The 26,966-nt window shown below is 70.5% G+C and carries 17 protein-coding genes and 2 CRISPR repeat arrays; of the genes, 14 read left to right on the top strand and 3 right to left on the bottom strand.

The annotated features are described in order from the left end of the window. Window positions 1–161: 161 nt before the first annotated feature. Window positions 162–2,569: direct repeats of the CRISPR family, unit length 28 nt; unit sequence GCAGTCCCCGCCAACGCGGGGGTGACCC. Between the two features lie 254 nt (window positions 2,570–2,823). The 10 genes from IIE03_RS17340 (at window position 2,824) to IIE03_RS17295 (ending at window position 17,224) form a co-directional block, all read left to right on the top strand. Further along, window positions 2,824–5,976, top strand: coding sequence for a CRISPR-associated endonuclease Cas3'' (locus IIE03_RS17340; RefSeq protein WP_192864010.1), 3,153 nt, complete (start codon window positions 2,824–2,826; stop codon window positions 5,974–5,976). Next, complete coding sequence (gene casA, locus IIE03_RS17335) at window positions 5,973–7,640, top strand: type I-E CRISPR-associated protein Cse1/CasA (protein WP_192864009.1); 1,668 nt, start codon at window positions 5,973–5,975, stop codon at window positions 7,638–7,640. The genes IIE03_RS17340 and casA overlap by 4 nt, the downstream gene beginning before the upstream one ends. Further along, window positions 7,637–8,329 (top strand): type I-E CRISPR-associated protein Cse2/CasB, encoded by a 693-nt coding sequence (casB, locus tag IIE03_RS17330; RefSeq protein WP_192864008.1) that lies wholly within the window; start codon window positions 7,637–7,639, stop codon window positions 8,327–8,329. The genes casA and casB overlap by 4 nt, the downstream gene beginning before the upstream one ends. 1 nt (window position 8,330) lies before the next feature. Further along, window positions 8,331–9,476 (top strand): type I-E CRISPR-associated protein Cas7/Cse4/CasC, encoded by a 1,146-nt coding sequence (cas7e, locus tag IIE03_RS17325; protein WP_225997919.1) that lies wholly within the window; start codon window positions 8,331–8,333, stop codon window positions 9,474–9,476. Continuing rightward, window positions 9,473–10,195 carry a type I-E CRISPR-associated protein Cas5/CasD gene (gene cas5e / locus IIE03_RS17320; protein WP_192864007.1) on the top strand — a complete coding sequence of 241 codons (723 nt, stop codon included), beginning with the start codon at window positions 9,473–9,475 and terminating at the stop codon, window positions 10,193–10,195. The genes cas7e and cas5e overlap by 4 nt, the downstream gene beginning before the upstream one ends. Then, window positions 10,195–10,863: a type I-E CRISPR-associated protein Cas6/Cse3/CasE gene (cas6e, locus tag IIE03_RS17315; protein WP_192864006.1), complete on the top strand. Its 669-nt coding sequence runs from the start codon at window positions 10,195–10,197 to the stop codon at window positions 10,861–10,863. The genes cas5e and cas6e overlap by 1 nt, the downstream gene beginning before the upstream one ends. Next, window positions 10,860–11,852: a type I-E CRISPR-associated endonuclease Cas1e gene (gene cas1e, locus IIE03_RS17310; RefSeq protein WP_192864005.1), complete on the top strand. Its 993-nt coding sequence runs from the start codon at window positions 10,860–10,862 to the stop codon at window positions 11,850–11,852. The genes cas6e and cas1e overlap by 4 nt, the downstream gene beginning before the upstream one ends. Beyond that, the gene (gene cas2e / locus IIE03_RS17305) at window positions 11,849–12,307 is read left to right on the top strand and encodes a type I-E CRISPR-associated endoribonuclease Cas2e (protein ID WP_192864004.1); all 459 of its coding nucleotides are present in this window, start codon (window positions 11,849–11,851) and stop codon (window positions 12,305–12,307) included. Before cas1e ends, cas2e begins: the two co-directional genes overlap by 4 nt. A 16-nt stretch (window positions 12,308–12,323) precedes the next feature. Then, window positions 12,324–14,310: a CRISPR direct-repeat array (repeat unit 28 nt; unit sequence GTGCTCCCCGCCGACGCGGGGGTGATCC). Between the two features lie 370 nt (window positions 14,311–14,680). Then, window positions 14,681–14,923: a DUF433 domain-containing protein gene (locus IIE03_RS17300; RefSeq protein ID WP_192864003.1), complete on the top strand. Its 243-nt coding sequence runs from the start codon at window positions 14,681–14,683 to the stop codon at window positions 14,921–14,923. A gap of 630 nt (window positions 14,924–15,553) precedes the next feature. Next, complete coding sequence (locus IIE03_RS17295) at window positions 15,554–17,224, top strand: PHP domain-containing protein (RefSeq protein ID WP_192864002.1); 1,671 nt, start codon at window positions 15,554–15,556, stop codon at window positions 17,222–17,224. A gap of 106 nt (window positions 17,225–17,330) precedes the next feature. On the opposite strand, the gene IIE03_RS17290 is transcribed toward IIE03_RS17295, so the two are convergent. The 3 genes from IIE03_RS17290 to IIE03_RS17280 all read right to left on the bottom strand — a co-directional run bounded on the left by IIE03_RS17290 (window position 17,331) and on the right by IIE03_RS17280 (window position 20,116). Then, window positions 17,331–18,650, bottom strand: coding sequence for a jacalin-like lectin (locus tag IIE03_RS17290; protein WP_192864001.1), 1,320 nt, complete (start codon window positions 18,648–18,650; stop codon window positions 17,331–17,333). A gap of 58 nt (window positions 18,651–18,708) precedes the next feature. Beyond that, window positions 18,709–19,425, bottom strand: coding sequence for a dihydrofolate reductase family protein (locus IIE03_RS17285; protein ID WP_192864000.1), 717 nt, complete (start codon window positions 19,423–19,425; stop codon window positions 18,709–18,711). A gap of 115 nt (window positions 19,426–19,540) precedes the next feature. Then, complete coding sequence (locus IIE03_RS17280) at window positions 19,541–20,116, bottom strand: GNAT family N-acetyltransferase (protein ID WP_192863999.1); 576 nt, start codon at window positions 20,114–20,116, stop codon at window positions 19,541–19,543. 230 nt (window positions 20,117–20,346) lie between these two features. Between IIE03_RS17280 and IIE03_RS17275 the strand changes: the two genes are divergently transcribed. From IIE03_RS17275 to IIE03_RS17260, 4 genes are all read left to right on the top strand, one after another. Beyond that, window positions 20,347–23,568 (top strand): alpha-mannosidase, encoded by a 3,222-nt coding sequence (locus IIE03_RS17275; RefSeq protein WP_192863998.1) that lies wholly within the window; start codon window positions 20,347–20,349, stop codon window positions 23,566–23,568. A 181-nt stretch (window positions 23,569–23,749) separates the two neighbouring features. Beyond that, window positions 23,750–25,048 carry an ABC transporter substrate-binding protein gene (locus IIE03_RS17270; protein ID WP_192863997.1) on the top strand — a complete coding sequence of 433 codons (1,299 nt, stop codon included), beginning with the start codon at window positions 23,750–23,752 and terminating at the stop codon, window positions 25,046–25,048. After that, window positions 25,045–26,040 carry a carbohydrate ABC transporter permease gene (locus tag IIE03_RS17265; RefSeq protein ID WP_318843043.1) on the top strand — a complete coding sequence of 332 codons (996 nt, stop codon included), beginning with the start codon at window positions 25,045–25,047 and terminating at the stop codon, window positions 26,038–26,040. The genes IIE03_RS17270 and IIE03_RS17265 overlap by 4 nt, the downstream gene beginning before the upstream one ends. A gap of 1 nt (window position 26,041) precedes the next feature. Continuing rightward, window positions 26,042–26,956, top strand: a complete 915-nt coding sequence (locus IIE03_RS17260; RefSeq protein ID WP_192863996.1) for a carbohydrate ABC transporter permease — start codon at window positions 26,042–26,044, stop codon at window positions 26,954–26,956. Window positions 26,957–26,966 lie beyond the last annotated feature (10 nt).

Here is a 26,966-nt window from a genome sequence, read left to right as displayed (position 1 = left end):
TCCCACTGTCGCCGACGTCCCGCTGTCGTCGACGACGACGCCGTGTCGGACGCCGAAACGTGCGCGTGTGCCGAGGTATGCCGGGGAGCGATGCGAGCGACTCTACGATCAAAGTGAACGTAGAACCGGTGCTTGCTCGGTATAGTCCCAGGTCAGCAAGTGCAGTCCCCGCCAACGCGGGGGTGACCCCGTTCAGCACTTCGGCGACGTCGGGAAGGATCAGCAGTCCCCGCCAACGCGGGGGTGACCCCAGCTCGACCGGCGGCGTCGACGGGACCGTCCTGCAGTCCCCGCCAACGCGGGGGTGACCCCGCGCGGATCCTGCCGTCCGGCGACAGCGAGAGGCAGTCCCCGCCAACGCGGGGGTGACCCCGAGACGTTCCTGTACGCCGGCCGCGCGCAAGCGCAGTCCCCGCCAACGCGGGGGTGACCCCGGCCGCACCACCGGCACCGTCGGGGACATGCAGCAGTCCCCGCCAACGCGGGGGTGACCCCATGACGCAGAACATCAAGGTGCCCGACCCCCAGCAGTCCCCGCCAACGCGGGGGTGACCCGTCGTGGCCGAGCATGATCGGCCGGGACTCCAGGCAGTCCCCGCCAACGCGGGGGTGACCCGTCGGTCATGCGGGCGTCGAACTCGGCCCCCGCGCAGTCCCCGCCAACGCGGGGGTGACCCCACCGCACCGCGAGAGACCTGGTACCAGTGCGCGCAGTCCCCGCCAACGCGGGGGTGACCCCACCGAGTCCGGGCCCGCGACCTGGACGCTGACGCAGTCCCCGCCAACGCGGGGGTGACCCCATGGTCACGCACATGCCCAGTGACCGCGTCCAGCAGTCCCCGCCAACGCGGGGGTGACCCGACGATCCAAGCGCTACCGCCTCCAACAGTGATGCAGTCCCCGCCAACGCGGGGGTGACCCGTCGTGGAGACGGGTGTTGTCGCGCATGCAGTCGCAGTCCCCGCCAACGCGGGGGTGACCCCGCCCTGGCCGACCAGGTTCGCACCCTCGACCTGCAGTCCCCGCCAACGCGGGGGTGACCCCGCCTGGGGCCGCATCGACGTGTCGCCGCTGCTGCAGTCCCCGCCAACGCGGGGGTGACCCTGACACACGGAGGGGCCCCGCCAGTGGCGGGGCCGCAGTCCCCGCCAACGCGGGGGTGACCCTTCGGCCGTTGCCGGGAGGCAGTCCTGACAGGTGCAGTCCCCGCCAACGCGGGGGTGACCCCGCGCGCCTGGTCGACCTGCTCACCGACTACGGGCAGTCCCCGCCAACGCGGGGGTGACCCCACGGCGTACAGCACCTTGCGCGCGCCAGCCGGGCAGTCCCCGCCAACGCGGGGGTGACCCCGTCACGCTCAGATCCGGCGAGTAGCGAGCCTCGCAGTCCCCGCCAACGCGGGGGTGACCCCGCCGAGACCGGCTCGCCGTCGTCCGCGCGGCCGCAGTCCCCGCCAACGCGGGGGTGACCCCACCGCTCGTGTGCGCCTGTCACTCACTCGGGTGCAGTCCCCGCCAACGCGGGGGTGACCCCCCCTGCCCGATCGTGGCCACGTCCGATCCGGGGCAGTCCCCGCCAACGCGGGGGTGACCCCTTCGCGTCCATCTGCCCGACCTCGGCCAGCAGGCAGTCCCCGCCAACGCGGGGGTGACCCGGTCGACCGTGTCCTCACCGATGCCGAGGCCGAGCAGTCCCCGCCAACGCGGGGGTGACCCCGAGCGCGGGCGCACGTGCGCCCACGGCCACGCGCAGTCCCCGCCAACGCGGGGGTGACCCCGCCGACTCCCCGGAACTCAACCTCTCAGGCGACGCAGTCCCCGCCAACGCGGGGGTGACCCCCAGGGCGAACGAGCCGCCGACCGCATCGGCCGGCAGTCCCCGCCAACGCGGGGGTGACCCTGACGCGGCGTGGTGTGGCCTACGAGCTGCCGAGCAGTCCCCGCCAACGCGGGGGTGACCCCAACGACGCGACCAACCTCACCCGCGAGGTGCAGGCAGTCCCCGCCAACGCGGGGGTGACCCCGGAGGTTCGTCGTCCTCCATTCCGGGCAGGTAGCAGTCCCCGCTAACGCGGGGGTGACCCCCCCGAGTGGGGCGAGTGGATCGCGTGGGTGCAGCAGTCCCCGCCAACGCGGGGGTGACCCCGACCGCCTGACCGGCGCGCTCGGCGTGGCCCTGCAGTCCCCGCCAACGCAGGGGTGACCCCAGCCGCACCGCGCCGTCCGACAGCGCCGGGTGGCAGTCCCCGCCAACGCGGGGGTGACCCTGGTCGGGGTGGTGTCGAAGGGTGTCGCTTTCGGCAGTCCCCGCCAACGCGGGGGTGACCCGGCATGTTGCGGCGTAGCTCGATACGCCCGGTGCAGTCCCCGCCAACGCGGGGCTGACCCCACGCCCCCTACGCCGAAGGGCAGGCCGCCGCAGCAGTCCCCGCCAACGCGGGGGTGACCCCGGCCTCGTGCCGACGACGGCGGCGATCTTGGAGCAGTCCCCGCCGACGCGGGGGTGATCCTCCTGGCCTCAGACTTGCGGCTACCCCTGGCCGCAGTCCCTGCCGACGTCGGGGTGAGCCCAGCTACCTCGCCCATGCCCAAGATGTCGCTCTGCGGTGCGCGCTGACGTGGGGGATCCCGGATCGTTGTGCGCTCGCGCCGCATGCCCGGGTGCTCTCTGCCGTCGCTGGGTTGATGCGTACTCATATTACGTACGTGGTATGAGATGGGGTGAAGCTTAGCCATGCATCTTGACATGGTTCGAATGGCATCTCATGCTTGCGCCTGAGCGAAACGTCCAGATCGTGCGCACACCGTACCGGGAGACACTGACATGCCCCGAGGGGCCGCAAGTTCGCTGTGGGGCAAGACCAGCGTCGATGCTGATGGGGTCTTGACCTGGTTGCCGTTGATCCAGCACATGGAGGACAGCGCCGCGGTAGCGGGTCGGCTGTGGGACCGATGGCTCCCAGCGCAGCTGAAGCGGGTTCTGATCGATGCGCTGCCCGCCGACGACGTCGGTGAAGGCTTCCCTGACGGAGAGGCCGCCGCGCGTGCACTGCTGGTGTTCGTCGCGGGAGCTCATGACGTTGGCAAGGCCACGCCGGCGTTCCAGGTGAAGGTGTCGGGCGCGGACCATTCACACGGGGAACTTGCGCGGCGTGTGCGTGAATCGATCGGTCTCGCCGTCGAGATTCCGAACTACAGCGAGCTGCCGCATGGGCGCGCGGGCCAGGTGATCGTGCAGCGGTGGCTGCGCGAAAGCTTCGGCTGGGACGACGTGGCATATCGGGCGGTTGGTTCCGTGATTGGTGCGCACTACGGGGTCCCGTCGAGTACTCGGGAAGTCGACGTGGCGGCGCGCCGGCGGGAACTCCTTGGCGAGGATGCATGGCGGGAGACTCAGGACTCCCTCCTCAATGATCTGATCGCCCGGCACGGCCTGACTCCCCACCTGGAGTCGTGGGCGTCGCTGCGGCTGACCGGGACGGCGCTGATGACGCTGTCGGGCCTGGTGATCGCTGCCGACTGGATCGCGAGCAGTACCTGGTTGTTTCCCCAGGCCCCGATCGAGGACGACGTCGTGCGGTTCGATGACCGGGCGCGTCTCGAGGCAGCGTGGCGGAAGCTCAGGTTCCCGGCGCCGTGGTCTGCTCTCGACCAGGGTTCGGACGCGACGACGATGCTGCGGGAACGGTTCGAGCTCCCGCAGCGTGCGGTCGCGAGACCGCTCCAGGCCGCGGCGCTGGAGTGCGCACGTTCGATGGATCTGCCGGGGTTGCTGATCCTTGAGGCTCCCACCGGAGACGGGAAGACCGAAGCCGCGCTGTTGGCCGCCGAGATCCTGGCAGCCAGGACGGGCGCGTCGGGTGTGTTCGTCGCGCTCCCGACACAGGCGACGAGTGATGCCATGTTCGCCCGATTCTTGAAGTGGCTTGCGCGGGTGCCCTCAACGGTGTCGGCAGCGGACCCGGACGCCCCACTGGTTGCGCAGGAGGCGGAGCAGCGCGCTGTCTATCTGGCGCACGGCAAGTCGCGGCTTGATCCCGTGTTCCGGATGCTGCGTGCCGGCAAGGCGGACAGGGAGGAGTACGCCGTCGCGTCCGGCATCGATGACGCGGACGATGTCGCTGCGCGTCGTCCTCACGACAGCCACGCACTGCGTGGCGAGGCCTACGTGAACTGGTGGTTCTCGGACCCGAAACGTGGTGTGCTCGCCGACTTCGTGGTCGGCACGATCGACCAGGGGCTGTTCACGTCACTGCAGGCCCGGCATGTTGTGCTGCGGCACCTGGCGATGGCCCGCAAGGTAGTCGTCCTTGACGAGATCCACTCCTACGACGCCTACATGAACCGGTACCTGAGCAGCGCCCTGGAGTGGTTCGGGGCATACGGAATCCCGGTCGTCGCCTTGTCCGCGACCTTGCCCTCAGGGCTGCGCGAGGAACTCGTGCAGGCCTACCGGAAGGGCCGCGAGTCGCGCACGAGCACCCCGGTTCCGCAACGCGATACCCCACCCCGTGCGGTTCAACCTCGTCGCCGTCGCCGGACGGAGTCCTTGACAGCCGCATCGCCGACGTCGGCGCCTGCTCCGGCGAAGCAGGCCGTGGTGAGAGATGTAGCCGTGGCAGACGAGCCGACGTCGTTCATCGGATACGACAAGGCCGGTGTACGGCACCGTCTCGGCGTGGGCTCCTCGGGACGGTCGGTCACCATCGACCTGGAACGCATCGGAGACGGCCCCGAAGAACTCGTGGCCACGGTCGCCGAAGCCCTCGGCCTTGAACGGCAGGCAGACGGGACATGGCGTGGTGAGCCCACCGGATGTGCGCTCGTGCTGCGCAACACCGTCCGCCGAGCACGCGAAGCGGCCAGACTGCTGGCGCGGGTCCTGGACCCGCAGCATCCTGATGCCGATCCGCGGCGGCTCGTGCGCCTCCACCACTCGCAGTTCATCACCATGGACCGGCAGATCAACGACGACGAACTGCGCAGGGAACTCGGACCACCCGGGGAACCCACGGAGGTCGATGACGGGCGACGGGAGCGCCCCCGGGCGCGCGTAGTGGTGGCAACGCAGGTCGCCGAACAGTCACTCGACATCGACGTCGACTTCCTCGTCACCGACCTCGCACCGATCGACCTGCTGCTGCAGCGCATGGGCCGACTGCACCGCCATTCTCGTCCCGTCTCGCATCGCCCGGCACGTCTCGCCCGGCCGCGGTGCGTGATCACCGGTGTCGACTGGAACCGCGACATCGGCATGCCGAAGCCGACGCAGGCCACGAAGATCTACGACGCCGCAGCGCAGCTGCGTTCGATCGCAGTGCTCGACGAGGTGTTCGAAGGCACCGGCGTGGTGTGGATCCCGCAGGACCTCGGCCCGTTCGTGGAGCGCGCCTACGGCGGGCAGATCCCCGGCCGAGGCGAGTGGCGTGACGTCATCGCCAAGGCGGATGCGACGTCACAGCGCGAACGCCAGAAGCAGGAGGGCAGGGCGAGGTCCTACCTCCTGGCCAGTCCGAGACAGGTCACAACGCTGGACGGGCTCCTCGAACATCACGCCGGGGAAGCTGAACGCGACGGCAGAGCACGCGTCCGAGACACCCAGGACTCCATCGAAGTACTCCTCGTCGAGGCACAAGACGGCAGGTACCGGATCCCGTCGTCGAACCCGTCGCCGCTGGACGGGCAGTGGGTCGTTCCCGACTTCGCCGACGAGCCGGAGATCGCATTGGCGCTGGCGCGCTGCTCGGTACGGGTGCCGCTCCACGTCACACAGGAGGACAACGGCGAGGCGCTGCTCAACGCCCTTGAGAAGCACTACCACCATCCCTGGCAGTCGGTCCCGGAGCTGAAAGGACAGCTCGTGCTTCCGCTGGAGACCGGCCGCGATGGCCGGCCGATTCCCGTGGCCGGCCACGTCTTTACCTACAACTCGCGCGACGGGCTCGAGGCGCGGAAGGAGAACAAGGACAAGCGATGACCATCAATACTCCGCACACGCCGTTCGACTTGGTCAACGAACCGTGGATCCGAGTCCTGGATCTGGACGGAATCGATCGCGAGGTCTCACTGGCCGACGTGTTCCGACGAGCTGGCCAGCTACGCGACATCGTGGGGGAGGTGCCGACGCAATCGTTTGCGATCCTGCGCCTGCTGCTCGCGATTCTGCGCAGGGCTGCACAGGAGCCGATCGCCCCTGAGGACGGACTGACGACCGACGGGCGTCCCCGCGATCTGGAGGACTGGCGGGCCATCCGCGAAAACTGGACCCGTGTCGTCGCCAACGTCGAGGACTACCTCGATGAATGGCATGACCGGTTCGACCTGCGGCACCCCGAGACCCCGTTCTTCCAGGCCGGCGGGCTGGAGTACGAGAAGGGCGGGATGGACCGGCTCGGGATGATCATCGCCGACGTACCCAACGGCGAGCCGTTTCTGACCATGAGGACCGGTACCGGCGTGACGAGCATGTCGTGGTCCGAAGCGGCGCGCTGGCTCGTGCACACCCAGGCATATGACACCTCGGGCGTTCGTGCAGCCGCCAAGGGCGACCCGCGCGCCAAGCAGGGCAAGGTCTTCCCGATCGGAACCGGCTGGACCGGACAGCTCGGCGGCCTCTACCTGAAGGGAAAGACGCTGCAGGAGACGCTCACCCTCAACCTCGTGGAACCGGAGACCATCAACCTCGACGTCGACTGGGAGGCGGACCTCCCAGCGTGGGAACGGCCCGCGCAGACCTCCGCACCGGAAGGTGGCATCGACGGCAGGGAACCGATCGGGCCAGTCGATCTGTACACGTGGCAAGCGCGGCGGATCCGATTGATCGGGGACGACGCGGTCCGCGGGGTAGTGCTCTGCAACGGGGACAAGATCCCCCCGCAGAACCGGTTCACGATCGAGTTCCAGACCGCCTGGCGCTTCTCGGATCCTCAGACGAAGAAGTTCAAGTACGACGTCCACATGCCCCGCGAACTCGACCCGTCGCGGTCGCTGTGGCGCGGCCTGCAGAGCCTGCTGTCCAGCAGCGAGCCGCGCAGCGACATACCGCCCAAGGTCCTGGCGTTCGCCGGTGAACTCATGTCTCGCCGGGTCGTGCCCGATACCCATGTCAGCGTCCGGGCCGTTGGCATCAAGTACGGGTCGAACAACTCGACGATCGCCGAGATCATCGATGATCACCTCGAACTTCCGGCGGAGCTCGTCGCTCACGACAACGGCGTCCTGGCGGACCTCGCGCTGCGGGCCGTCGCGCAGGCCGAGGACGCGGCCAGGGAACTGGCGCGGTACGCGGAGAACCTCTACCGCTGCGCTGGTGGTGATGTCGAATCCACCGGGCCGCGCGACCGTGCGCGGGAACTCGCCTTCGCAGCACTCGAACCGCACTTCCGTAAGTGGCTCCTCGGCCTGACGGACAGCAGGCAGATCACCGAACTGGAGACTCGCTGGCAGATGAGGGTGCACCGTGTCGTACGGGAGATCAGCGATGACCTGGCCGGGGAGGCAGGCCCGGCAGCACTCGTGGGGCGTCAGGTGCGCGGACGGCACGTTGATCTGGGCTTGGCAACAGCCTGGTTCCGCAAGCGTCTGGCTGACCAGCTCCCCATGGCGATGGCACAAATGAGGACGAAGGAGGGAGCACGATGACCGACACGATCGATGAGACTGCAGCAACGCCCCCTGAACCGGGAACGGCTGAGCGCGAGTACCTGGACAAGCAAGTAGGTGACTTCGTCCGGCGCCGCGTCACCGAACTGCAGAAGAACCGGAATGAGCCAGGCGCCCGCGGCAGCCGCGCCGTCGCACTCCTGGCAAGGCTCCGCCGGGCCGCCGACACGGAACCCGGCGCCGACGCGAGCATCTGGGATGCGACGTTCAAAGGCGCACCGGAAGCCCCGACCAGCGGAAGCATCCTCGAGCCCACCAAGGCCGAGTGGGCGATCCACATCGCGCTGACGACGTACGCCGTCCACCAGCAGAGCGGCACCGACAACATGCACGAGGCCGGCGCGCGATTCGCGACAGCCGTGCGTCGCCTCGAGCAGGGCCGGGCCACAGGCGACGGCGACCGCTCACCCGTCCGGCGGCGGTTCGACGCGCTGGTGACCTCATCAACGCTGCAAGAGCTCGCCGTTCACCTGCGAGGGATCGTCAAGCAGATGCGGTCGGAGTCGATCGCGTTCGACTACGGCCTCCTGGCGCAGGAGCTGTACCGGTTCCAGGTCCCCCGGAGCATCGACAGAGTGCGGCGGGACTGGGCCCGTGACTACTACGCCAGCCTGTCCCGCTCCACTGACAAGGCCGACGGATCCACCGACACGACCAAGGAGAACTGACATGACCATGCCGCGCACGATCATCGACATCCACGTCCTGCAGACCGTCCCGCCCAGCAACATCAACCGTGACGACACCGGCAGCCCCAAGACCGCCTCGTACGGTGGGGTCCGCCGCGCCCGGGTCTCATCCCAGGCGTGGAAGCGCGCGATCCGCAAGCACATGGCTGGCACCGCCGAGGCACTCGCCACGGGCGTCCGATCCAAGCGGGTCGTCGAACTTCTCGGTGAGGAGATCCGCAAGCAGTCCGACTCGACGAGCCAGGACGCGTCACACGAACTGGCCAAGGCCGTACTGACAGCGGGCGGAATCACGGTCAAGCCGCCGCGCAAGGGCAAGCTTGACGAATCCGGCTACCTGCTTTTTCTGTCGGCCCAGCAGGTCGAGTCCCTCGCCGCCTACGCTCTCACCGCCGGCGAAGATCTGGTCAAGAAGGACATTCAAGCGCTGATCAAGAACAAGAACTCGATCGACCTGGCGATGTTCGGCCGCATGGTCGCCGACGTCGCAGACCTCAACGTCGACGCCTCCGTCCAGGTCGCCCACGCACTGTCCGTGCACGCCGTGGAGAACGAGTTCGACTACTTCACCGCCGTCGACGACCACAAGGAGAACGACGACGAGGAAGACGCCGGGGCCGGGATGATCGGAACGATCGAGTTCAACTCCTCCACCTTGTACCGGTACGCCACGATCGACGCCGACCTGCTGGCGAGGAACTTGGGCGAGGACGCCCCAGTGGGAGAGGCGGTCGGGGCATTCCTGCGCTCCTTCGTGCGCTCGATTCCCTCGGGCAAGAAGAACACCTTCGCCAACGGCACCCTGCCCGACGCGATCGTCGTCGCCGTCCGCCAGGACCAGTCCATCTCCTACGTCGGGGCGTTCGAAACCCCCGTCCAGACCGCCGCAGGCAGCGGTCGCGTCACGGCCGCCGTGGAAGCGCTCGCCCGGTATGCCAAGGACGTCGCCGACGCTTACAACGCCGACCCGGACAAGGTGTGGGTGACCGCCGTGGGCGCCAAGGGTGCCGCCCTGGACCAGCTCGGTGACCGCGTGTCGCTCGGCGAACTCGTGGACCAGGTCATCACGACCGTCTCTGACCGCACCGGGGCGGCGGTCCCGACACCGGCTGGCCAGACCGCATGAGCGTTCTCCTGCTCCGCCTGGCAGGTCCACTGCAGTCCTGGGGCGTGACCTCGCGCTTCACGCGCCGCACCACCGAGACGGCCCCCTCGAGATCGGGCGTACTCGGCATGATCGCCGCCGCTCAGGGCCGACGCCGGACCGACCCCCTCACCGACCTGCTCGACCTGCGATTTGCCGTCCGAGTCGACCAGCCAGGACACCTCGAGCGCGACTTCCAGACCGCCCGCAGCCTCGACGGCAGCAAGGCGCACCCTCTCTCCCACCGGTACTACCTCGCCGACGCCGTCTTCGTCGCGGGCATCGAGGGCGATCCCGAGCTCATCGCCGGGATCGAACACGCCCTGCGCCGACCGGCGTTCCCGCTGTACCTCGGGCGACGATCGTGCCCGCCCACCGTCCCGCTCGTGCTGGGAATCCGCGAGGGGAACCTCTACGACGAACTTGCGCGAGAACCGTGGCAGGCAGCCGACTGGTGGAAGCGGAAGCAACGTGGCCAGGTCAGAGATCTCGATCTTCTGGCCGACGTCGGCGTGATCCCGCAGCAGCCGGGGCAGATCCGCGAGGAGCCCATACGGCAGCGGGACGTACCCGTGTCGTTCGACCCCACGATGCGGCAGTACGGGTGGCGCGAGATCGAACGCACCACGGTGCCCCCTCCCGGAGAGGCAACGAACACGCCGATCGAGCACGACGCGATGGCGCTGCTGGAGGCCGACTGATGTACCTGACCAGAAGCGAGATCGACCCAACCCGGCGCAGCGCCCGCAAGCTCCTGGGCTCGCCCCAAGCGATGCACGCGGCCGTCCTCGGCGGATTCGACCACCTCGGTGCGGACAGCGGCTCCCGCGGGCGTGTGCTGTGGCGAGTGGACCAGACCGCCGAGGCGCTCGTCGTCTACGTCGTGTCCGAAGCCGAACCGGACCTCGACACCCCCGGCGGCCTGCTTGAGCAAGCAGGACGTCCAGGCACGCAGAAGACCCGGCCCTACAGCCGAGTCCTCGACCAGCTCGAACCTGGACAGCGGTGGGCCTTCCGCCTGCGGGGCAACCCCGTCAAGTCGGTCCGGGACGACTCGAGCCAGCGTGGACAGCGCGTCGCCCGACTCGGAATCGCCGGACAGACCGAATGGCTCACCCGAAAAGCCGAACGGCTGGGCATCGATGTCGGCGAGCCCGAAACGGAAACCTTCGCCATCACCCGGCGTGGCGTCGACCAGTTCATCCGGGCTACTGGTGGGCGGCGCACCGTCACGATCGCCTGGGCACAGTTCGACGGCACTCTTGAAGTGCGCGACGCCGACCTGCTGCGCCAGGCGCTGACCAACGGCGTCGGACCTGCCAAAGGATACGGCTGCGGACTCCTCACCCTGGCCAAGGCCCCCCGATGAACCTGCCTGGAACCCGACCCGCCAAGATCACCGAACTCGCCCGTGTGCAGGACCGGATGACCTTCGTCTACATCGAACGGGCCGTGATCTCCCGGGAGGACGGGGCGATCACCTCCGAGGACGGACACGGCACCGTCCACATCCCGGCGGCATCCCTCGGAGCTCTGCTGCTCGGACCGGGCACCACCGTGAGTCAGCAAGCCATGGTGCTGCTCGCCGAGTCGGGTTCGACGGTCGTATGGGTCGGGGAACGGGGCGTGCGCTACTACGCGCATGGCCGTTCCCTGGCCCGTTCCACTCGCCTCCTGGAGGCACAAGCCGAGGTCGTGACCAACCGGAACAAGCGTCTGGCCTGCGCACGCGCGATGTACGCCATGCGCCTCCCTGGCGAGGACGTGTCCCGGCTGACGATGCAGCAGCTACGCGGGAGGGAAGGAGCCCGCGTACGCAAGGTCTACCGGCACTGGGCGACGAAATCCGGCGTCGACTGGAACAAGCGCGACGTGCAACTCGACGACTTCGAAGCCACCGACACGATCAACCAGGCCCTGTCAGCGGCAGCGTCCTGCCTGTACGGGGTCGTGTACTCCGTCGTCGTCGCGCTCGGCTGCGCGCCCGGTCTCGGCGTCGTCCACACGGGCAACGAACGGTCCTTCGTCTTCGACATAGCCGATCTCTACCGAGCCGAGCTCTCCATTCCGGTCGCGTTCGAAGTCGTCGCCCAGGACGTCCCCGACGTCGCCGGCGCGGTGCGCCGCGCCATGCGGGACCGCATGTTCGAAATGAAACTCCTAGAGCGATGCGTCCGTGACGTTCAGACACTGCTCCTCAACGCCGTCGGCGACGTCCCGGCGGCCGACGGCGAGGACATCGTTGGTGCTGACGTCATCAAGCTGTGGGATGACCGCAATGAAGCCGTCACCGGTGGAAGATCGTACGGCTGGGACACGCTCGACGAACCTGACGACCTTGACGAGGAAATATCGTGATCGTCGTCGTCGTGACAGCCTGCCCGCAACGGCTGCGCGGTGACCTCACGCGATGGCTCTTGGAGATCAGCGCCGGAGTGTTCGTCGGTCATTCCTCCGCTCGCGTCCGCGACATGCTCTGGGAACGGATCATCGAGCACGTCCGGCAAGGCAAGGCTCTGATGGTTCATTCCACGCGCGGAGAGCAACGACTCGCCTTCCGAGTCCATAACCACGACTGGGAACCCACCGATATCGACGGCCTCACCCTCATGCGGAGACCGTCCAAGCGGGGCGCCATGACGCGCATGACCTGGGAGAAGGACGGCGAGGAGCACGAGGACGACTCCAAGCGAGTGCCCAAGCGCGCACCCGAGAACTGGAGCATCGCAGCGCGACGTCGCCGGTTCCGCAACGAAGTCGAACGACGGCATGCGGAGCAAAGTGAAGGAGAAACCGGAGAGCCGTCCCTATAGTGCCTGGTCAGCAAGTGTGCTCCCCGCCGACGCGGGGGTGATCCCTGCCAGATCCCCTCGCCGTCGAGCGGCATGATGTGCTCCCCGCCGACGCGGGGGTGATCCCGTGGCGGGCCCCAAGACCTGGGCCGCGCTGCTGTGCTCCCCGCCGACGCGGGGGTGATCCGTGGATCGACGAGGAACGCGCCGCGGCGGTCGCCGGCGTGCTCCCCGCCGACGCGGGGGTGATCCGGCCACGGCTCGTGACACCTGACCCGGGATGTGGTGCTCCCCGCCGACGCGGGGGTGATCCCGGAGCTTGTTGACCGTGGTGCGGATGTCGGCGGTGCTCCCCGCCGACGCGGGGGTGATCCCGGCGCCACCGTCATCTGTGCCATGTCCAGGACGTGCTCCCCGCCGACGCGGGGGTGATCCCGACCAGCTGCTGGATCTGGCGCTGCGGACCGAGTGCTCCCCGCCGACGCGGGGGTGATCCGGCGTCCTCGATCTGCGCGGCGGTGGCGGTGAGGTGCTCCCCGCCGACGCGGGGGTGATCCCGCCATCCGCACCAAGGACGGCCTGATCAAGATGTGCTCCCCGCCGACGCGGGGGTGATCCCTCCGAGCCGCCCACGCTCACCGCGATGACAGGGTGTGCTCCCCGCCGACGCGGGGGTGATCCCGACGTCGCCGTACCCGTCCGGGACGGGCCACAGTGCTCCCCGCCGACGCGGGGGTGATCCCACGACGCCGAGCAGGCGCCGCGAGATGAGCTGGTGCTCCCCGCCGACGCGGGGGTGATCCCAGGTTCGCCAGCGCCGCGCGGGCGATGATGGAGTGCTCCCCGCCGACGCGGGGGTGATCCCGCGATCCACGCCGCGTCGAGCTCGTAGACCTCGTGCTCCCCGCCGACGCGGGGGTGATCCGTGGTGGGTCACGCGCACGGTGTCCCCGACCTGGTGCTCCCCGCCGACGCGGGGGTGATCCCTCACGCAGGCGACCACGCCAACGGTCGGCGACGTGCTCCCCGCCGACGCGGGGGTGATCCCGCGGATCGAACGGCCTGCGCATCACGGCCGACGTGCTCCCCGCCGACGCGGGGGTGATCCCGGCCGCCGGCACCTGGTGCTCGACATCATCGAGTGCTCCCCGCCGACGCGGGGGTGATCCCGACGACCTCGGCGAGAACGAGGCGTTCCACCGGTGCTCCCCGCCGACGCGGGGGTGATCCCGACGCCGTGGCGATCGAGTACGAGTGGACCGAGTGCTCCCCGCCGACGCGGGGGTGATCCCACGGGCCTCGGCGCGTGCGTGTGCGTCGTGGCGTGCTCCCCGCCGACGCGGGGGTGATCCACAGCGCACCGAGGCCGGGCAGCATGCCCAGGCGGTGCTCCCCGCCGACGCGGGGGTGATCCCAATCTCATCAACGCCTAGAACGTGAACTGGAGGTGCTCCCCGCCGACGCGGGGGTGATCCCCGGTGAACCTGGACATCAACGGCGACCCTGGCGTGCTCCCCGCCGACGCGGGGGTGATCCCACCTGGCCCGCACGCTCCCGCCGCCCGCCCGAGTGCTCCCCGCCGACGCGGGGGTGATCCGACCGGGCGCTTCACGGAGCCGAGCGCGAGGCGGTGCTCCCCGCCGACGCGGGGGTGATCCCTCGAGGTCCAGGACCGGCCCGGACTGCTGCACGTGCTCCCCGCCGACGCGGGGGTGATCCCAGCGGACGGGACGGGCGGCCGGTGGACATCCCGTGCTCCCCGCCGACGCGGGGGTGATCCGTGCGCACCGCGTCCACCAGGCGTGCGCACGCCGTGCTCCCCGCCGACGCGGGGGTGATCCCGACGCCAAGGCCGAGGAGTACGCCTGGACGAGGTGCTCTCCGCCGACGCGGGGGTGATCCGGGCGGGACATCAGACGTGATCACCACGGGCATGTGCTCCCCGCCGACGCGGGGGTGATCCCACGGGCCTCGGCGCGTGCGTGTGCGTCGTGGCGTGCTCCCCGCCGACGCGGGGGTGATCCCGCGATGACCCGGAAGTTCGCCGCGTTCATGGAGCAGTCCCACGGACGCGGGAGTGATCCGGCGACGGTGGTAACCGAAGCCGCGCCGATCAGGCAAGTCCGCCGACCGCGGGGGTGATCCCACCGCCCGCGTCGTTCGCGAGGGCGTCAGGTGGCAGTCCCCGCCGACGCGGGGGGACCCCGCGCTCGGCTGCCATGTGGTGCGGTAGATTCGGTGGTCCCTACCGACGCGGGGGTGACCCGGCGTCCCAGCCCTCGCCGCAGGCGTGGCAGTTGCGTCCGGCGTGGCCGCCGCGTCGCGACAGCCGGACCCGGATCACAGGCGGGCTCCTTCCTGGCCCCGAGGCGGGACGCAGGGGACACTGGCGGCATGAATGCTGGAGCGACTCACTGGAACCGGATCGCGGTGGACCCCACCGTGGTGCACGGTAAGCCGCGGATCCGTGGAACCCGGGTGACGGTGCAGGCAATTCTGGAATTGCTTGCTGCTGGTGAGACCTTCGAGGAACTCCTTGAGGAGTACGACGAACTGTCCCGGGAGGACATCGTCGAGGCCCTTGAGTACGCGGCCTCGGTTGCCGGCGGTCTCCAGGTTCAGGCCCTTGTCCCCTGAGGTGAACCAAGGGGAGCGTACGGGCGGTCGAGCCTGCAACAAGGGCTCGGCCACGAGTGGCACGCAGCAGGCACGCCGCCCACCGGCCATGGTCCTCAACTGCAGAAGGTCGCCAGCAGCGTGGGGCTCCTGACGTAGGGAACGCCGGCCGCCACCAAAGGGACGGCGACTCAGCCGAAGTGCCCTCGCTGCACAGCTTGGTGGATGGCCGTCTTGTAGTCCTGGGGCAGCGTGAGCGCGTCGGCCTCATCAGGCCGCACGAGCACGAGCTTTTTGTGTTCGTGGGAGTAGGCAGGCGGAGTCTCACTGGAGTAGCGGGCGAGGTAGGTCAGGACGAACATGCCTGTCGGGCCGGATCGGATACACCCACGCGTAGTAGGGGTCGGTGACGGTCGCGTCCCAGCCGAGTTCCTCGCGGATCTCACGGGCGAGCACGGTGGGCCTATCGGTCGGTGAGCAAGGACGATGTCGGCCTGATCGTTCCAGGAAGCGGTGGCGTCGGCAGGTTCACCAGGCCATGTTCATCGATGTGCAGCCCCCGGTTCAGACCCCGGACACCGCACTCCGCCAGGATCGTCCGGGCTTCTGCCAAGAACGGGAGCCCTTCGCCCTGACCCGAGGAGTCCCGCGATGAACGACCGCACGACCACCGACCCCGCCGGTTCGCTCGAGGCCTCCCGGCGCGGCTTCCTGCTCGGCGCCGGGGCCGTCGGTGCCGCCGGCCTGACCACCGTGGCCGGAGCGGGCACCGCGGTCGCGAGCACCCGCCCCGGCCGCCCCCGGTCGCGTCGCCGCGGCTACGTGTGGCTCGCCGGGGACCACCACCTCCACAGCCAGTACAGCAACGATGCGATGTACCGCATCGACGACCAGGCCGCCCGCGCCGTGGCCGGCGGGCTCGACTGGATCGTCATCACCGATCACGGCAACCAGCCGTTCGCCGCCCACAGCGTGGCCCCGCAGCACCGGGACATCGTCGCGGCCCGGGAGCGGCACGGTGACGACCTCCTCATCTTCAACGGCCTGGAGTGGAACATCCCGGGCGGTGAGCACACCACGTTCATGATGGCGCCCGGTGCCCGCGAGCCCGAGGTGCTCCAGGAACTGGTGGACACCTACGACGCCCGCGTCGTCGACGCTCGTGACGGCACTCCCGAGAACGAGGCGCTGGCGATCGCCGCGCTCGAGCACATCGCCGCCACGGTGAGGTCCGGGCGGCTCGCCGATGCCCTCGTGCTGCCCAATCACCCGGCCCGCAAGGGCATCGACTCCCCGGCCGAGCTGCGTGCCTGGCAGGACGCCGCCCCGGACATCGTCATCGGCTTCGAGGGCGCGCCCGGTCACCAGGCGGCCGGCCTGCCGGAGCCGGGCATGGCGCGGGGACGCGGCCTGTACGACAGCAGCCCCGGCCGCTACTCGTTCCCGGGATACCCCGAGGAGAGCTACCGGACCTGGGGCGGGTTCGACTGGATGACCGCCACCGTCGGCGGCCTGTGGGACTGCCTGCTGTCCGAGGGCCGGCGGTGGTGGATCACGACGACGTCGGACGGCCACCAGGGCTGTGGCGACTGGGTCAAGAACCCCGTCGACCCGCTCAACCAGACCGGCTACGACAACATCCCCTACAACGACGACGGCGACACCTTCGGAACGACGGGCGTCTACCCGCCGCCGGTCGGGGCCGGCCGGCCCGTCACCGAGTACAGCTCCTTCCCTCCCGGCGCCTACAACAAGACGTGGGTCGGGGCCGAGGACTTCAGCCACCGCGCGGTGATGGAGGCGATGCGAGCCGGACGGATGTGGGTCTCTTTCGGCGATCTCATCACCGGCCTCGACGTCCGGCTGCGGGCCAAGGGGCGGCGCGGCCCCCGCCACAGCGCCACCCTCGGGGGAGAACTCGTGGTCCGGGCCGGGACGCGGGTCGAGCTGACCGTCACCATCGACCTCGCCGAGAGCGTCAACTACGCCGGGCTCCTGCCGGAGCTGGCGCGCGTCGACGTCGTCCGTGGCAGGGTGACCGGCCCCAGCGGGGACCCGGACGCGCTCTACGCCCCCGACACCCGGGTGGTCCGCTCGTGGGACACCACGGGGGAGTCGGGATCGGTCGAGCTGACCTACTCCTTCGTGGCCGAGCACGACGGGTACGTCCGCGTCCGCGGCACCGACGGCAAGCGGAGCCAGCCCGGCTTCCTGGGCGCGCACATCGACCCGGCGGGTCCGGCGATGGATGTCCCGGGCGAGGTCAACCCCTGGGAAGACCTGTGGTTCTACAGCAACCCGATCTTCCTCCGGGTCGTCTGACCTGCACGCGGGTCTGACCTGCACGTCTGACCTGCACGTCGCAGAAGCGAACCGCCTGTCACGCTCGGCCACGCCAGCACGACAGGCGGTTTGTCTCTGGCCTCGCTCAGCGGCGGGTGTAGATGACACCCACCTTGTCGAGCTCGTCGCCCGACCGGCCGTGGAAGCCGGCGATCTGCCACCCCGACGGCGCGGTGAGGGTGGTGCAGTCGCCGGTCTCCGAGCCGCCCGCGAGGGTCCGGCCGGTGCTGGTGGTGAAGCGAGCGGAGAAGATCCGGGTGTGACCGTCGTGCTTGGCGCGGCACAGGTGCAGGCTCACCGGGTACTCGCCGGGGGCGAGCGACAGGGTCCGGAGTGTGCCGCCGTTGCCGCCGTGCGCGAGGCGGGTGCCGTCGGCCAGCGTCAGGCCGATCTGGTCCACCCTCGATCCGGCGCGCAGGCGCAGCTCCGTGGGCCGTGCCTCTGCACCGAGGCCGTCGATGTCGGTGAAGAGATCCCCGTGCGGGCCGCCGAACTGGTCGCTCATCTGGTAGTCCGGGCCGAGGGACCAGTCGAACTCGACGGCGACGGGGTAGTGATCCGACAGGTTCTCGCCGGCGTCGTCCCGGAAGGCGGCGTGGTCGTTGCGGTACTCGACCGCGTCGAGGCCGATGTGGTCGCTGCCGCGGTAGAGCACCTTGTCGACCACTTCGCAGGTCTCGTCCACGCCGGCGTCGTCGCAGGTGATCGCGGGCTCACCCGGATCGGGGGCGTCGCCGCCGCGGACCAGGTCGACCCACGGGTCCGACAGGCCGTTCGCGGACGCGAACTCGGCGATCGCGTCGCCGGTGCGGGTGTAGCGGGTGTTCGTGTCGCCGTACACGATCACCGCGTTCCCCGCGGAGTTCGCCTGGATGAACGCGGAGACCTGTGCGAGGTTCGCACGCCGGGCGGCCAGGTCACCGGGCTCGACGCCGGCGTCGGTGTGCAGGTTGTACAGGTCGACCCACACGCCCTCGGCGAGGCGCACCCGCATGAAACTAAAGCCCTTGGGGGTCAGGCAGTCCCCGGACCCCGAGGAGCAGTCGTCCCAGGTGACACGCCGGAGGTCCTCGAACGGGTGGTTCGAGAGCGTGTTGAGGCCGTCGCCGAACAGGACGCCGCCGCTCGTCGCGGTCCGGTGCGGATGGCTGTCCGCCTCGTAGAGCGCCGCGTGGTAGTTGAAGTCTTCCTGCACGTGGACGATGTCGTAGGAGCCCAGGCGGGATCCGATGATCGGGGTGTTGGTCTCCGGGTCGCCGTCGCCGAGCCCGAAGGGCAGCCCGGCGATGTTGTAGCTGAGGACCGAGAACGATCCGCTGGTGACCGCCTGCGCCGAGGCCGGCGTGGTGAGGCCGACGGCGGCGACGAGGGGGATGAGCGCGGCCAGTGCACTGACAATCCGCATCCGGTGCTCCAGGTGTCGACGGTGCCAGGCGGAGCGCCACCTGGCCGATCGCTCCCTATTATGTCCGGTTTAGGCGGCTTGCCCACCAACAGGAGTTGACGTCACCATTGCTGAGACATGGCCGCTGAAACGACCGCGACCCTGTTCGGAGGGCGCGCCGCCACCGCCACCGCACCCGGTCGTAGGTCAGGCTGAGTTCCCCCGCCTCTCCGGCCGTGTGCTGGACCAGCGACCACGTCGACGCGGGCAGGCCTTCCTCGAGGAGGCGCGCCTCACCGCCCACCACCTCGGGCACCAGCAGGATCTCCAGGCGGTCGACCTCGTCGGCCGCGAGCAGCGCCTTGATGACGCTGACGCTGCTGTTGACCAGGATGTCGCCGCTCCCGCTCGCCCTGAGCCGCGCGACGACGTCGGGCGCTGGGGCGTTCACGATCCGGGCGTTCTCCCACGGAGCCTCGGTCAGGGTCGTCGACAGCACCACCTTCTCGGTCGTGACGAGCCACCGCGCGTAGGCCACGTCGCGGGGATCCGCGCCCTCGGCCTCGATCACGCCGGGCCAGAAGCCGAGGAACCCCTCGGCGTTGGACCGGCCCAGGACCGCCGTCGTCGACGACGCCACGAACCGGGCCATGTGGTCGCGCGCGACATCGGTCGTGGCGTACGGGACGATCGCGGCCAGGTCGGCGGGGCCGCCGGGGCCGCGGTAGCAGCCGTCGAGGGTCAGGCAGATGTTCGCGACGACCCGGCGGGCGGGGATGGTGGACGATGCGTTCATGATGGCCTCCGATGCCGGACGGCGGCGCCCTGTGCGCCGCTTGCCCCTGGGACGGAGCCGGGCGCCACTTCTCGACATCAGGGCGAGAGAGATCTGCGGCCGATCGGGCGGGGCTTCAGTCCGCGATGCGCGCGTGCAGGTGCATGTCCAGCCAGCCTTCTTCATGGAGGGCGGCGCTGCGCAGCGTGCCCTCCAGCTGGAAGCCGGTCTTCTCGGCCACGCGGCACGACGCCGTGTTGCCCGTCGCGTGGTCCAGCTCCAGGCGGTGGAAGCCGACCTCGAACGCCCAGGCGACGGCCGTCTCCAGGGCCCGGGTCGCGATGCGGCGTCCGCGCGCCTCGGGGGCGACCCAGTAGCCGACCGTGGCCAGCCCTTCGTGCAGGTTCCAGGACCGGACGGTGACCCGGCCGAGGAGTTCGTCGTCGGACGTCGCCGTGACCGCCCACTCGGCGCGGTCGTCCGCCGCCCACTTCGTCGCGGTCGCGGCACACCACTCGCGCGCCTCGTCGACCGAGGACATGGTGCGGTCGTGCCACCGTCGCACGGCGGGGTCCTGGTAGACGCGGAAGACGGGGTCCGCGTCGCCGGGCCGGAAGGGGCGGAGGAGGAGCTCGCCGTCGGGTGTGGCGAGCGTCGGCTGGGTGGTGCTGCCGAGTCCGGGCGCGATCACGGGGGCGGAACGACGGGGCATGGCGCGAACCTACCGGGCCGCAGGGCCGGCGCTCCACGGTTTTCGCCCGCGGCGTCCGCCGCCCGCCGCACGCCGCCCGCCGCGTTCGCCGCCCGCAGCCCGCCACGATCGTCCGCTTGCCCGGCGGCCCCGCTCGCGCAGCGGTCCCGCTTGCCCATGACAGTATGCTTCCCCACTGAAGCGCTTTAGTGATCACACAGCCGTGCCCACTACCCCCGGAGGGACACCTCATGCACGACGACGTCTCGCTCACCACCGGCCGCGCGCGGCGCGTGCTCGACGAGCGGATCCGGCCCGCGATCCACGGCGACGCGCTGCCGCTGACCGTCACGGCCCGCGAGCTGCGCACGGACGACGGCGGCGTGGCCGAGCCGATCCGGCCCGCCGAGGGCCTCGCCCTGGACCTGGAACCCTACGAGACCGGCACGCCGTGGGGCCCCGCCTGGAGCACCACGTGGTTCCGGCTGCGCGGCACCGTTCCGGCCGAGTGGGCCGGGCGGGCCGTCGAGGTCGTCGTCGATCTCGGCTTCGACAAGAACATGCCCGGCTTCCAGTGCGAGGGCCTGGTCTACCGGCCCGACGGCACGCCCGTGAAGTCCCTCAACCCGCGCAACCAGTACGTGCCCGTCACCGACGCCGCCGCCGGCGGCGAGGAGGTCGACCTCTTCGTCGAGGCCGCCGCCAACCCGGTGCTGCTGGACTACCACCCCTTCCTGCCCACGCAGGAGGGCGACGTGCGCACCGCCTCGCGCGAGAAGCTGTACACGTCCCGGCGCATGGACCTGGCCGTGTTCCACCCCGAGGTGCTGGAACTGGCGCTGGACGTCGAGGTGCTGCTGGAGCTGCAGGCCGAACTGCCCGCCGGGTCGCGCCGCGCGAGGATCCTGCAGGCGCTCGACGACGGACTCGACGTCCTCGACCTGCAGGACATCCCCGGCACCGCCCCGGCCGCCCGTGCCGCGCTGGCACCCGCGCTGGAGGCCCGCGCGGACGCGAGCGCGCACGAGATCAGCGCCGTCGGCCACGCCCACATCGACTCCGCCTGGCTGTGGCCGGTGCGGGAGACGATCCGGAAGGTCGCGCGGACGGCGTCGTCCATGACCGACCTGATCGACCGCACCGACGACTTCGCGTACGGCATGTCCTCGGCCCAGCAGTACGCGTGGATCAAGGAGCACCGCCCGGAGGTCTGGGACCGCGTGAAGCGGGCCGTCGCGGGCGGGCGGTTCCTCCCGCTGGGCGGCATGTGGGTCGAGTCGGACACCGTGATGCCCACGGGGGAGTCGCTCGTGCGGCAGTTCTCCCAGGGGCAGCGCTTCTTCGAGCGCGAGTTCGGGATCCGGAGCGCCGGCGTCTGGCTGCCGGACTCCTTCGGCTACAGCCCGGCGCTGCCCCAGCTCGTCCGGCGCGCGGGCTTCGAGTGGTTCTTCACGCAGAAGATCTCGTGGAACCAGGTCAACGTGTTCCCGCACCACACGTTCTGGTGGGAGGGCATCGACGCGTCCCGCGTGCTCACCCACTTCCCGCCGATGGACACCTACAACTCGCGCCTGTCCGGCGAGGAGGTCGCCAAGGCGAGCCGCCAGTTCCGCGAGGCGCGGAAGGCGTCGGGGTCGATCGCCCCGGTGGGGTGGGGCGACGGCGGTGGGGGCACCACGCGCGAGATGGTCGGCATCGCCCGGCGGCTCGGCGACCTCGAGGGCTCGGCGAGGGTGCGCTGGGAGCACCCCGACGCCTTCTTCGCCCGGGCCCGCGAGGAGATCTCCCGCGACCCCGCCGCGCCCGTCTGGGTGGGCGAGCTCTACCTGGAGCTGCACCGCGCGACCCTGACCAGCCAGCACAAGACCAAGCAGGGCAACCGCCGCAGCGAACGGCTCCTGCTGGAGGCCGAGACGTGGGCGACGACGGCCGCCCTGCGCACCGGCGCCGAGTACCCCTACGACGAGCTCGACGAGCTGTGGCAGCAGACCCTCCTGCTGCAGTTCCACGACATCCTCCCCGGTACGTCGATCGCGTGGGTGCACCGCGAGGCCGTCGCGCAGCACGAGGAGATCGCCCGGCGCGCGCTCGCCCTGATCGAGCGGTCCCTGGCCGCGCTCACCGGCGCCGGGGACCGCGAGATCGTGGCGAACCCGGCAGCCTTCGGCCGCGACGGCGTCCCGGCCCACGGCGCCGTCGTCGTGCCGGGCACGACGGCGCCAGGCGCGCCGGAGCCGGGCACCTCCGTATCCGACGACGCCGCGTCGTCCGATGACGCGTCCGTGCCCGACGCCACCGTGTTGTCCGACGCCGCCGCGTCTGCCACCATCCCGCCGCCGTCGTCCCTCACCCCCGACGGCGACGGCTGGCTCCTGACCAACGACGTGATCCGGGTGCGGATCGACCGCGACGGGCACATCACGTCCGCCGTCGACCTCGCCTCCGGCCGGGACGCGATCGCCCCCGGCACGGTCGGCAACCTGCTGCAGCTCCACCAGGACTTCCCGAACATGTGGGACGCGTGGGACGTCGACCGGTTCTACCGGAACTCCGTCACCGACCTGGTCGCAGCCGACGCCGTCGAGCCGCTGGCGGGTGACGCGGTCCCGGCCGGGACCGCGGGCCTGGAGGTGCGGCGCAGCTTCGGCGGGTCCGCCGTCGTCCAGCGCCTCACCCTGGCCCCCGGCAGCCGCACCGTCGAGGTCGACATGACCACCGACTGGCGGGAGACGGAGAAGTTCCTCAAGGTCGCCTTCCCGCTGGACGTGCGTGCGGAATCGACCGTGGCCGAGACCCAGTTCGGCTTCCACCGCCGGCCCACGCACGCCAACACCTCGTGGGAGGCCGCGAAGTTCGAGACGTCGATGCACCGCTGGGTGCTCGCGGACGAGCCCGGGTGGGGCGTGGCGCTGGTCAACGACTCGGTCTACGGCCACGACGTCACCCGGGACGTCACCGAGGGCGACGACGGCACCCGCGTCACCACCACGGTCCGGCTGTCGCTGCTGCGCGCGCCGCGGTTCCCGGACCCGGTCACGGACCAGGGCCCGCAGACCCACCGCTACGGGCTCGTGGTCGGCGCCGATCCGGCGACGGCGACCCGCGAGGGCGAGCTGATGAACGCCCCGGCCCGTGTGGTGCGGGGCGACCACGGGTTCGATCCGCTGGTCACGACCCGGGGCGAGGGGATCGTCCTGGCCGCCGTGAAGCGTGCCGACGACCGCTCCGGCGACCTCGTCGTGCGCGTGCACGAGGCGCTGGGCCGGCGCACGTCCGGCAGCGTCACCGTGCACGCGCCCGTGGGCGCGGGGCGCGCGGTGAGCCTGCTGGAGGACGACGCCGAACCCGCCCTCACGGGCGCGACGCGCACCCGCCCGGAGCCGGGCGACGGATCCGGCGCGCCCGCGACCGCCGTCGTCGGCCTCGACCTGAACCCGTTCGAGGTCCGCACGCTCCGCTTCCCGGCCCACTGACCCGCCCGCTGACCGGGCCGGGTCACGGCTGGATCACGGATCCGCCCCCGGCGGCGCACCGAGGTTGACACCGCGCCGCCGGGGCGGCCATAGTTCTGCACACGAGAGCTAAAGCGCTTTAGTATTACCGGGACGCATCGTTCCCGGCCCAGTGCAACGGAGCAAACTGGAAGGAGCTGCCATGAGCAGCAGGAAGATCCGGGCGGCCGGCGCCGCCCTGGCGTTCGGCGTGGCCGTGTCGGGATGCGCCCTGAGCGGCACCGGCGGCGGCGAGGGCGCCGCGGGGGACGCGGCCCAGGAGGTCGCCTCGGGCGAGGTCACCGGCGAGGTGAGCCTGCAGACGTGGGCGCTCAAGCCGACGTTCACCGACTACGTCCAGGGCGTCATCGACGGCTTCGAGGAGGAGTACCCCGGCACCGAGGTCACCTGGCTGGACCAGCCGGGCGACGGCTACTCGGAGAAGGTGCTGTCGCAGGCGGCGGCCGGCGAGCTGCCCGACGTGACCAACCTGCCGCCCGACTTCGCCCTCCCGCTCGCGCGTGAGGGCCAGCTGATGGAGCTCACCGCCGTCGACGACGAGCTCGAGGCCACCTACGTCGCCGGGGGCCTGGAGGCGTACCGGTACAGGGGCATCGAGGGCACGTACGGCTACCCCTGGTACCTGACGACGGACGTCAACTACTGGAACACCGACATGCTGGAGGCCGGCGGCCTCGACGCCGACGCCCTGCCCACCGACCTGGACGGGCTGCTCGAGCAGGCCCGCACCATGAAGGAGGAGTCCGGCGAGTACCTGATGAGCCGGACCCCCGGCCTCGGGGACTTCGCGGCGATGGGCGTCGAGATCCTCGACGAGGACGGCACCGAGTTCACGTTCAACACGCCCGAGGCGGCCGCGCTGCTGGACGTCTACCGCGACGCGTACGCCGAGAAGCTGCTGCCGAAGGACGTGCTGACGGACACCTACCTGGGCAACAGCCAGCTGTTCACCGAGGGCAAGGTGGCCTGGTCCACGGGCGGCGGCAACTTCATCGACGGCGTGATCGAGAGCAACCCGTCGCTCGACGGCAAGATCGTCCCGAGCGAGGCGTTCGGCACCCCGCCCATGTACGTGCAGGGCGTGTCCGTGTCGGCGAACACCGAGAACCCGGCCGCCGCCGTGGCCCTGGCCCGCTGGGTGACCAACGCCGCGAACCAGGAGGCGTTCTCGCAGGAGGTGCCGGGCATCTTCCCCTCCACGCTGGAGTCGCAGGAGAACCCGGACTTCACCGAGAGCGACGGCACGCCGCAGGGCGACGCCAAGGTCCTGGCGTTCACCAGCCTGGCCGGCGCCGAGGTGCTGCAGCCGGTCGAGGTCACCGAGGCGATGGCGACGGTCGTGAAGCAGCAGATCGCCGCCGCGGTGGCGGGGGACGTCACGTCCGCCGAGGCGCTGGACGTGGCCGTCGAAGAGTGCAACAAGCTGCTCGCGGACCAGTGACCGCCGACACCTCGCACGCGGCGCCGCCGGGCGGGACCCTCCGTCCGGCGCCGCCGGGCCGTGGCGGCGGCCGAGCCGATCGTGCCGGCCGGGCCCGGAGGGCCGGCGCGGCCGGCACCGCCGTGCGGACGCACGCGTGGTTCACCCCGTGGCTGCTCGTCGCCCCGGCCCTGCTCTTCCTGGTGGTCTTCAACCTCTGGCCGAGCGCGAACACCGTGTTCCTCGCGTTCACGAACGTCAAGGTGCTCTCCGGCGGCGAACTCGTGGGCCTGGCCAACTTCGAGCGCATGCTCACCGACCGGCAGCTCGTCGTGGCGCTGACGAACTCGATCGTCTTCATGCTCCTGTGCCTGCCGTTCCTGCTGCTGGCGCCGCTCGGGCTGGCGATCCTGGTGGAGAAGAAGCTGCCCGGCATCGCGTTCTTCCGCACCGTGTTCTACACGCCGGTGGTGGCGTCCGCCGTCGTCGTCGCGCTGATCTGGCAGTGGCTGCTCGACGACCGCGGCGTGATCAACGGCCTCGCGCAGACCCTGGGCGTCGTCGCCGAGCCGATCCCGTTCCTGACCGACCGCTGGCTCGTGCTGATCTCCGCCGCCAGCCTGACGATCTGGAAGGGCCTCGGCTACTACATGGTGATCTACCTGTCGGCGCTCGGGGGCGTCCCCCGCGAGCTGCACGAGGCCGCCGCCGTCGACGGCGCGAACGCCTGGCGCCGCTTCTGGTCCGTCACCGTGCCCGGGGTGCGCAACACGATGTTCCTGGTCGCCGTGCTCATCACGGTCTCGGCGCTGCGGATCTTCTCCGAGCTGTACATCCTCACCGACGGCACCGGCGGCATCGGCGGGCAGAACGTCTCCGTCGTCATGCTCATCCAGATGTACGCCCGCGGCTTCAGCGGCAACCTCGGCTACGCCTCGGCGCTGAGCCTGCTGCTGTTCGTCATCACGCTCGGCCCGCTGCTGCTCATCGCGCGGATCAACCGGAGGAGCTGACATGGGGACGACGAACGCCGCGCCGCGCACCCCGGCGACCGCACCGCCGCCCACCCGGGTGACCGCCCGCACCGGGGCGCGCGGCTTCTCCACGATCTCGCCGCGCGAGACCGTGGTGCGCTACGGGCTCATGGTGCTGGTCGTGTTCCTCACGATCGGGCCGTTCCTGTGGCAGCTGTCCACCTCGCTCAAGGGCGCCGCGGAGGACGTGTACACCAGGACGCCGTCGTTCCTGCCCACGAGCCCGACGCTGGAGCACTACGTCACTGCCTTCCAGGCGGTGCCCATCCTGGACTTCGCCGGGAACTCGGTGGTCGTCGCCGCCCTGGTGGTCGGCGGGAACGTGGTCGGGGCGACGCTCGCGGGCTACGCGCTGGCCCGGCTGCGGTTCCGCGGCAGCCGGCTCGTGATGGCGGCGATCCTGTTCACGCTGCTGCTGCCGGGCGAGGCCACGCTCGTGGCGCAGTACCTGACGATCCGGCAGCTCGGCCTCGCGGACACGCTGCTCGGCGTGGCCCTGCCCGGCATGGTCGGCATGATCAACGTGCTGCTCATGCGCACGGCCTTCGTGGCCATCCCGAAGGAGCTCGACGAGGCGGCGATCGTCGACGGGGCGAACGCGTTCCAGCGGTTCTGGCGCATCGGGGTGCCCAACGTCAAGGGCATGATCGCGGTGATCACGATCTTCGCGTTCATCGGGGCCTGGGACGACTTCCTGTGGCCGCTCATCGTGCTGACCACACCGGACAGGTTCACGCTCACCGTCGGCCTGCAGTACCTGTCGGGCGTCTTCACCAACAACCCCCGCATCGTCGCCGCCGGCACCATGATCGCGTTCATCCCCATCGTCGCCTTCTTCGCGGTACTGCAGCGATACTTCTTCCGCGGCGTCGACGAGGGCGCGATCAAGGGCTGACGCCCGCCGC

This window comes from Myceligenerans pegani (assembly GCF_014892515.1).
Classification (GTDB): Bacteria; Actinomycetota; Actinomycetes; order Actinomycetales; family Cellulomonadaceae; genus Myceligenerans; species Myceligenerans pegani.
The sequence above is the reverse complement of the archived record's forward strand: the minus strand, read 5'-3'. Positions and strand labels throughout refer to the sequence as shown.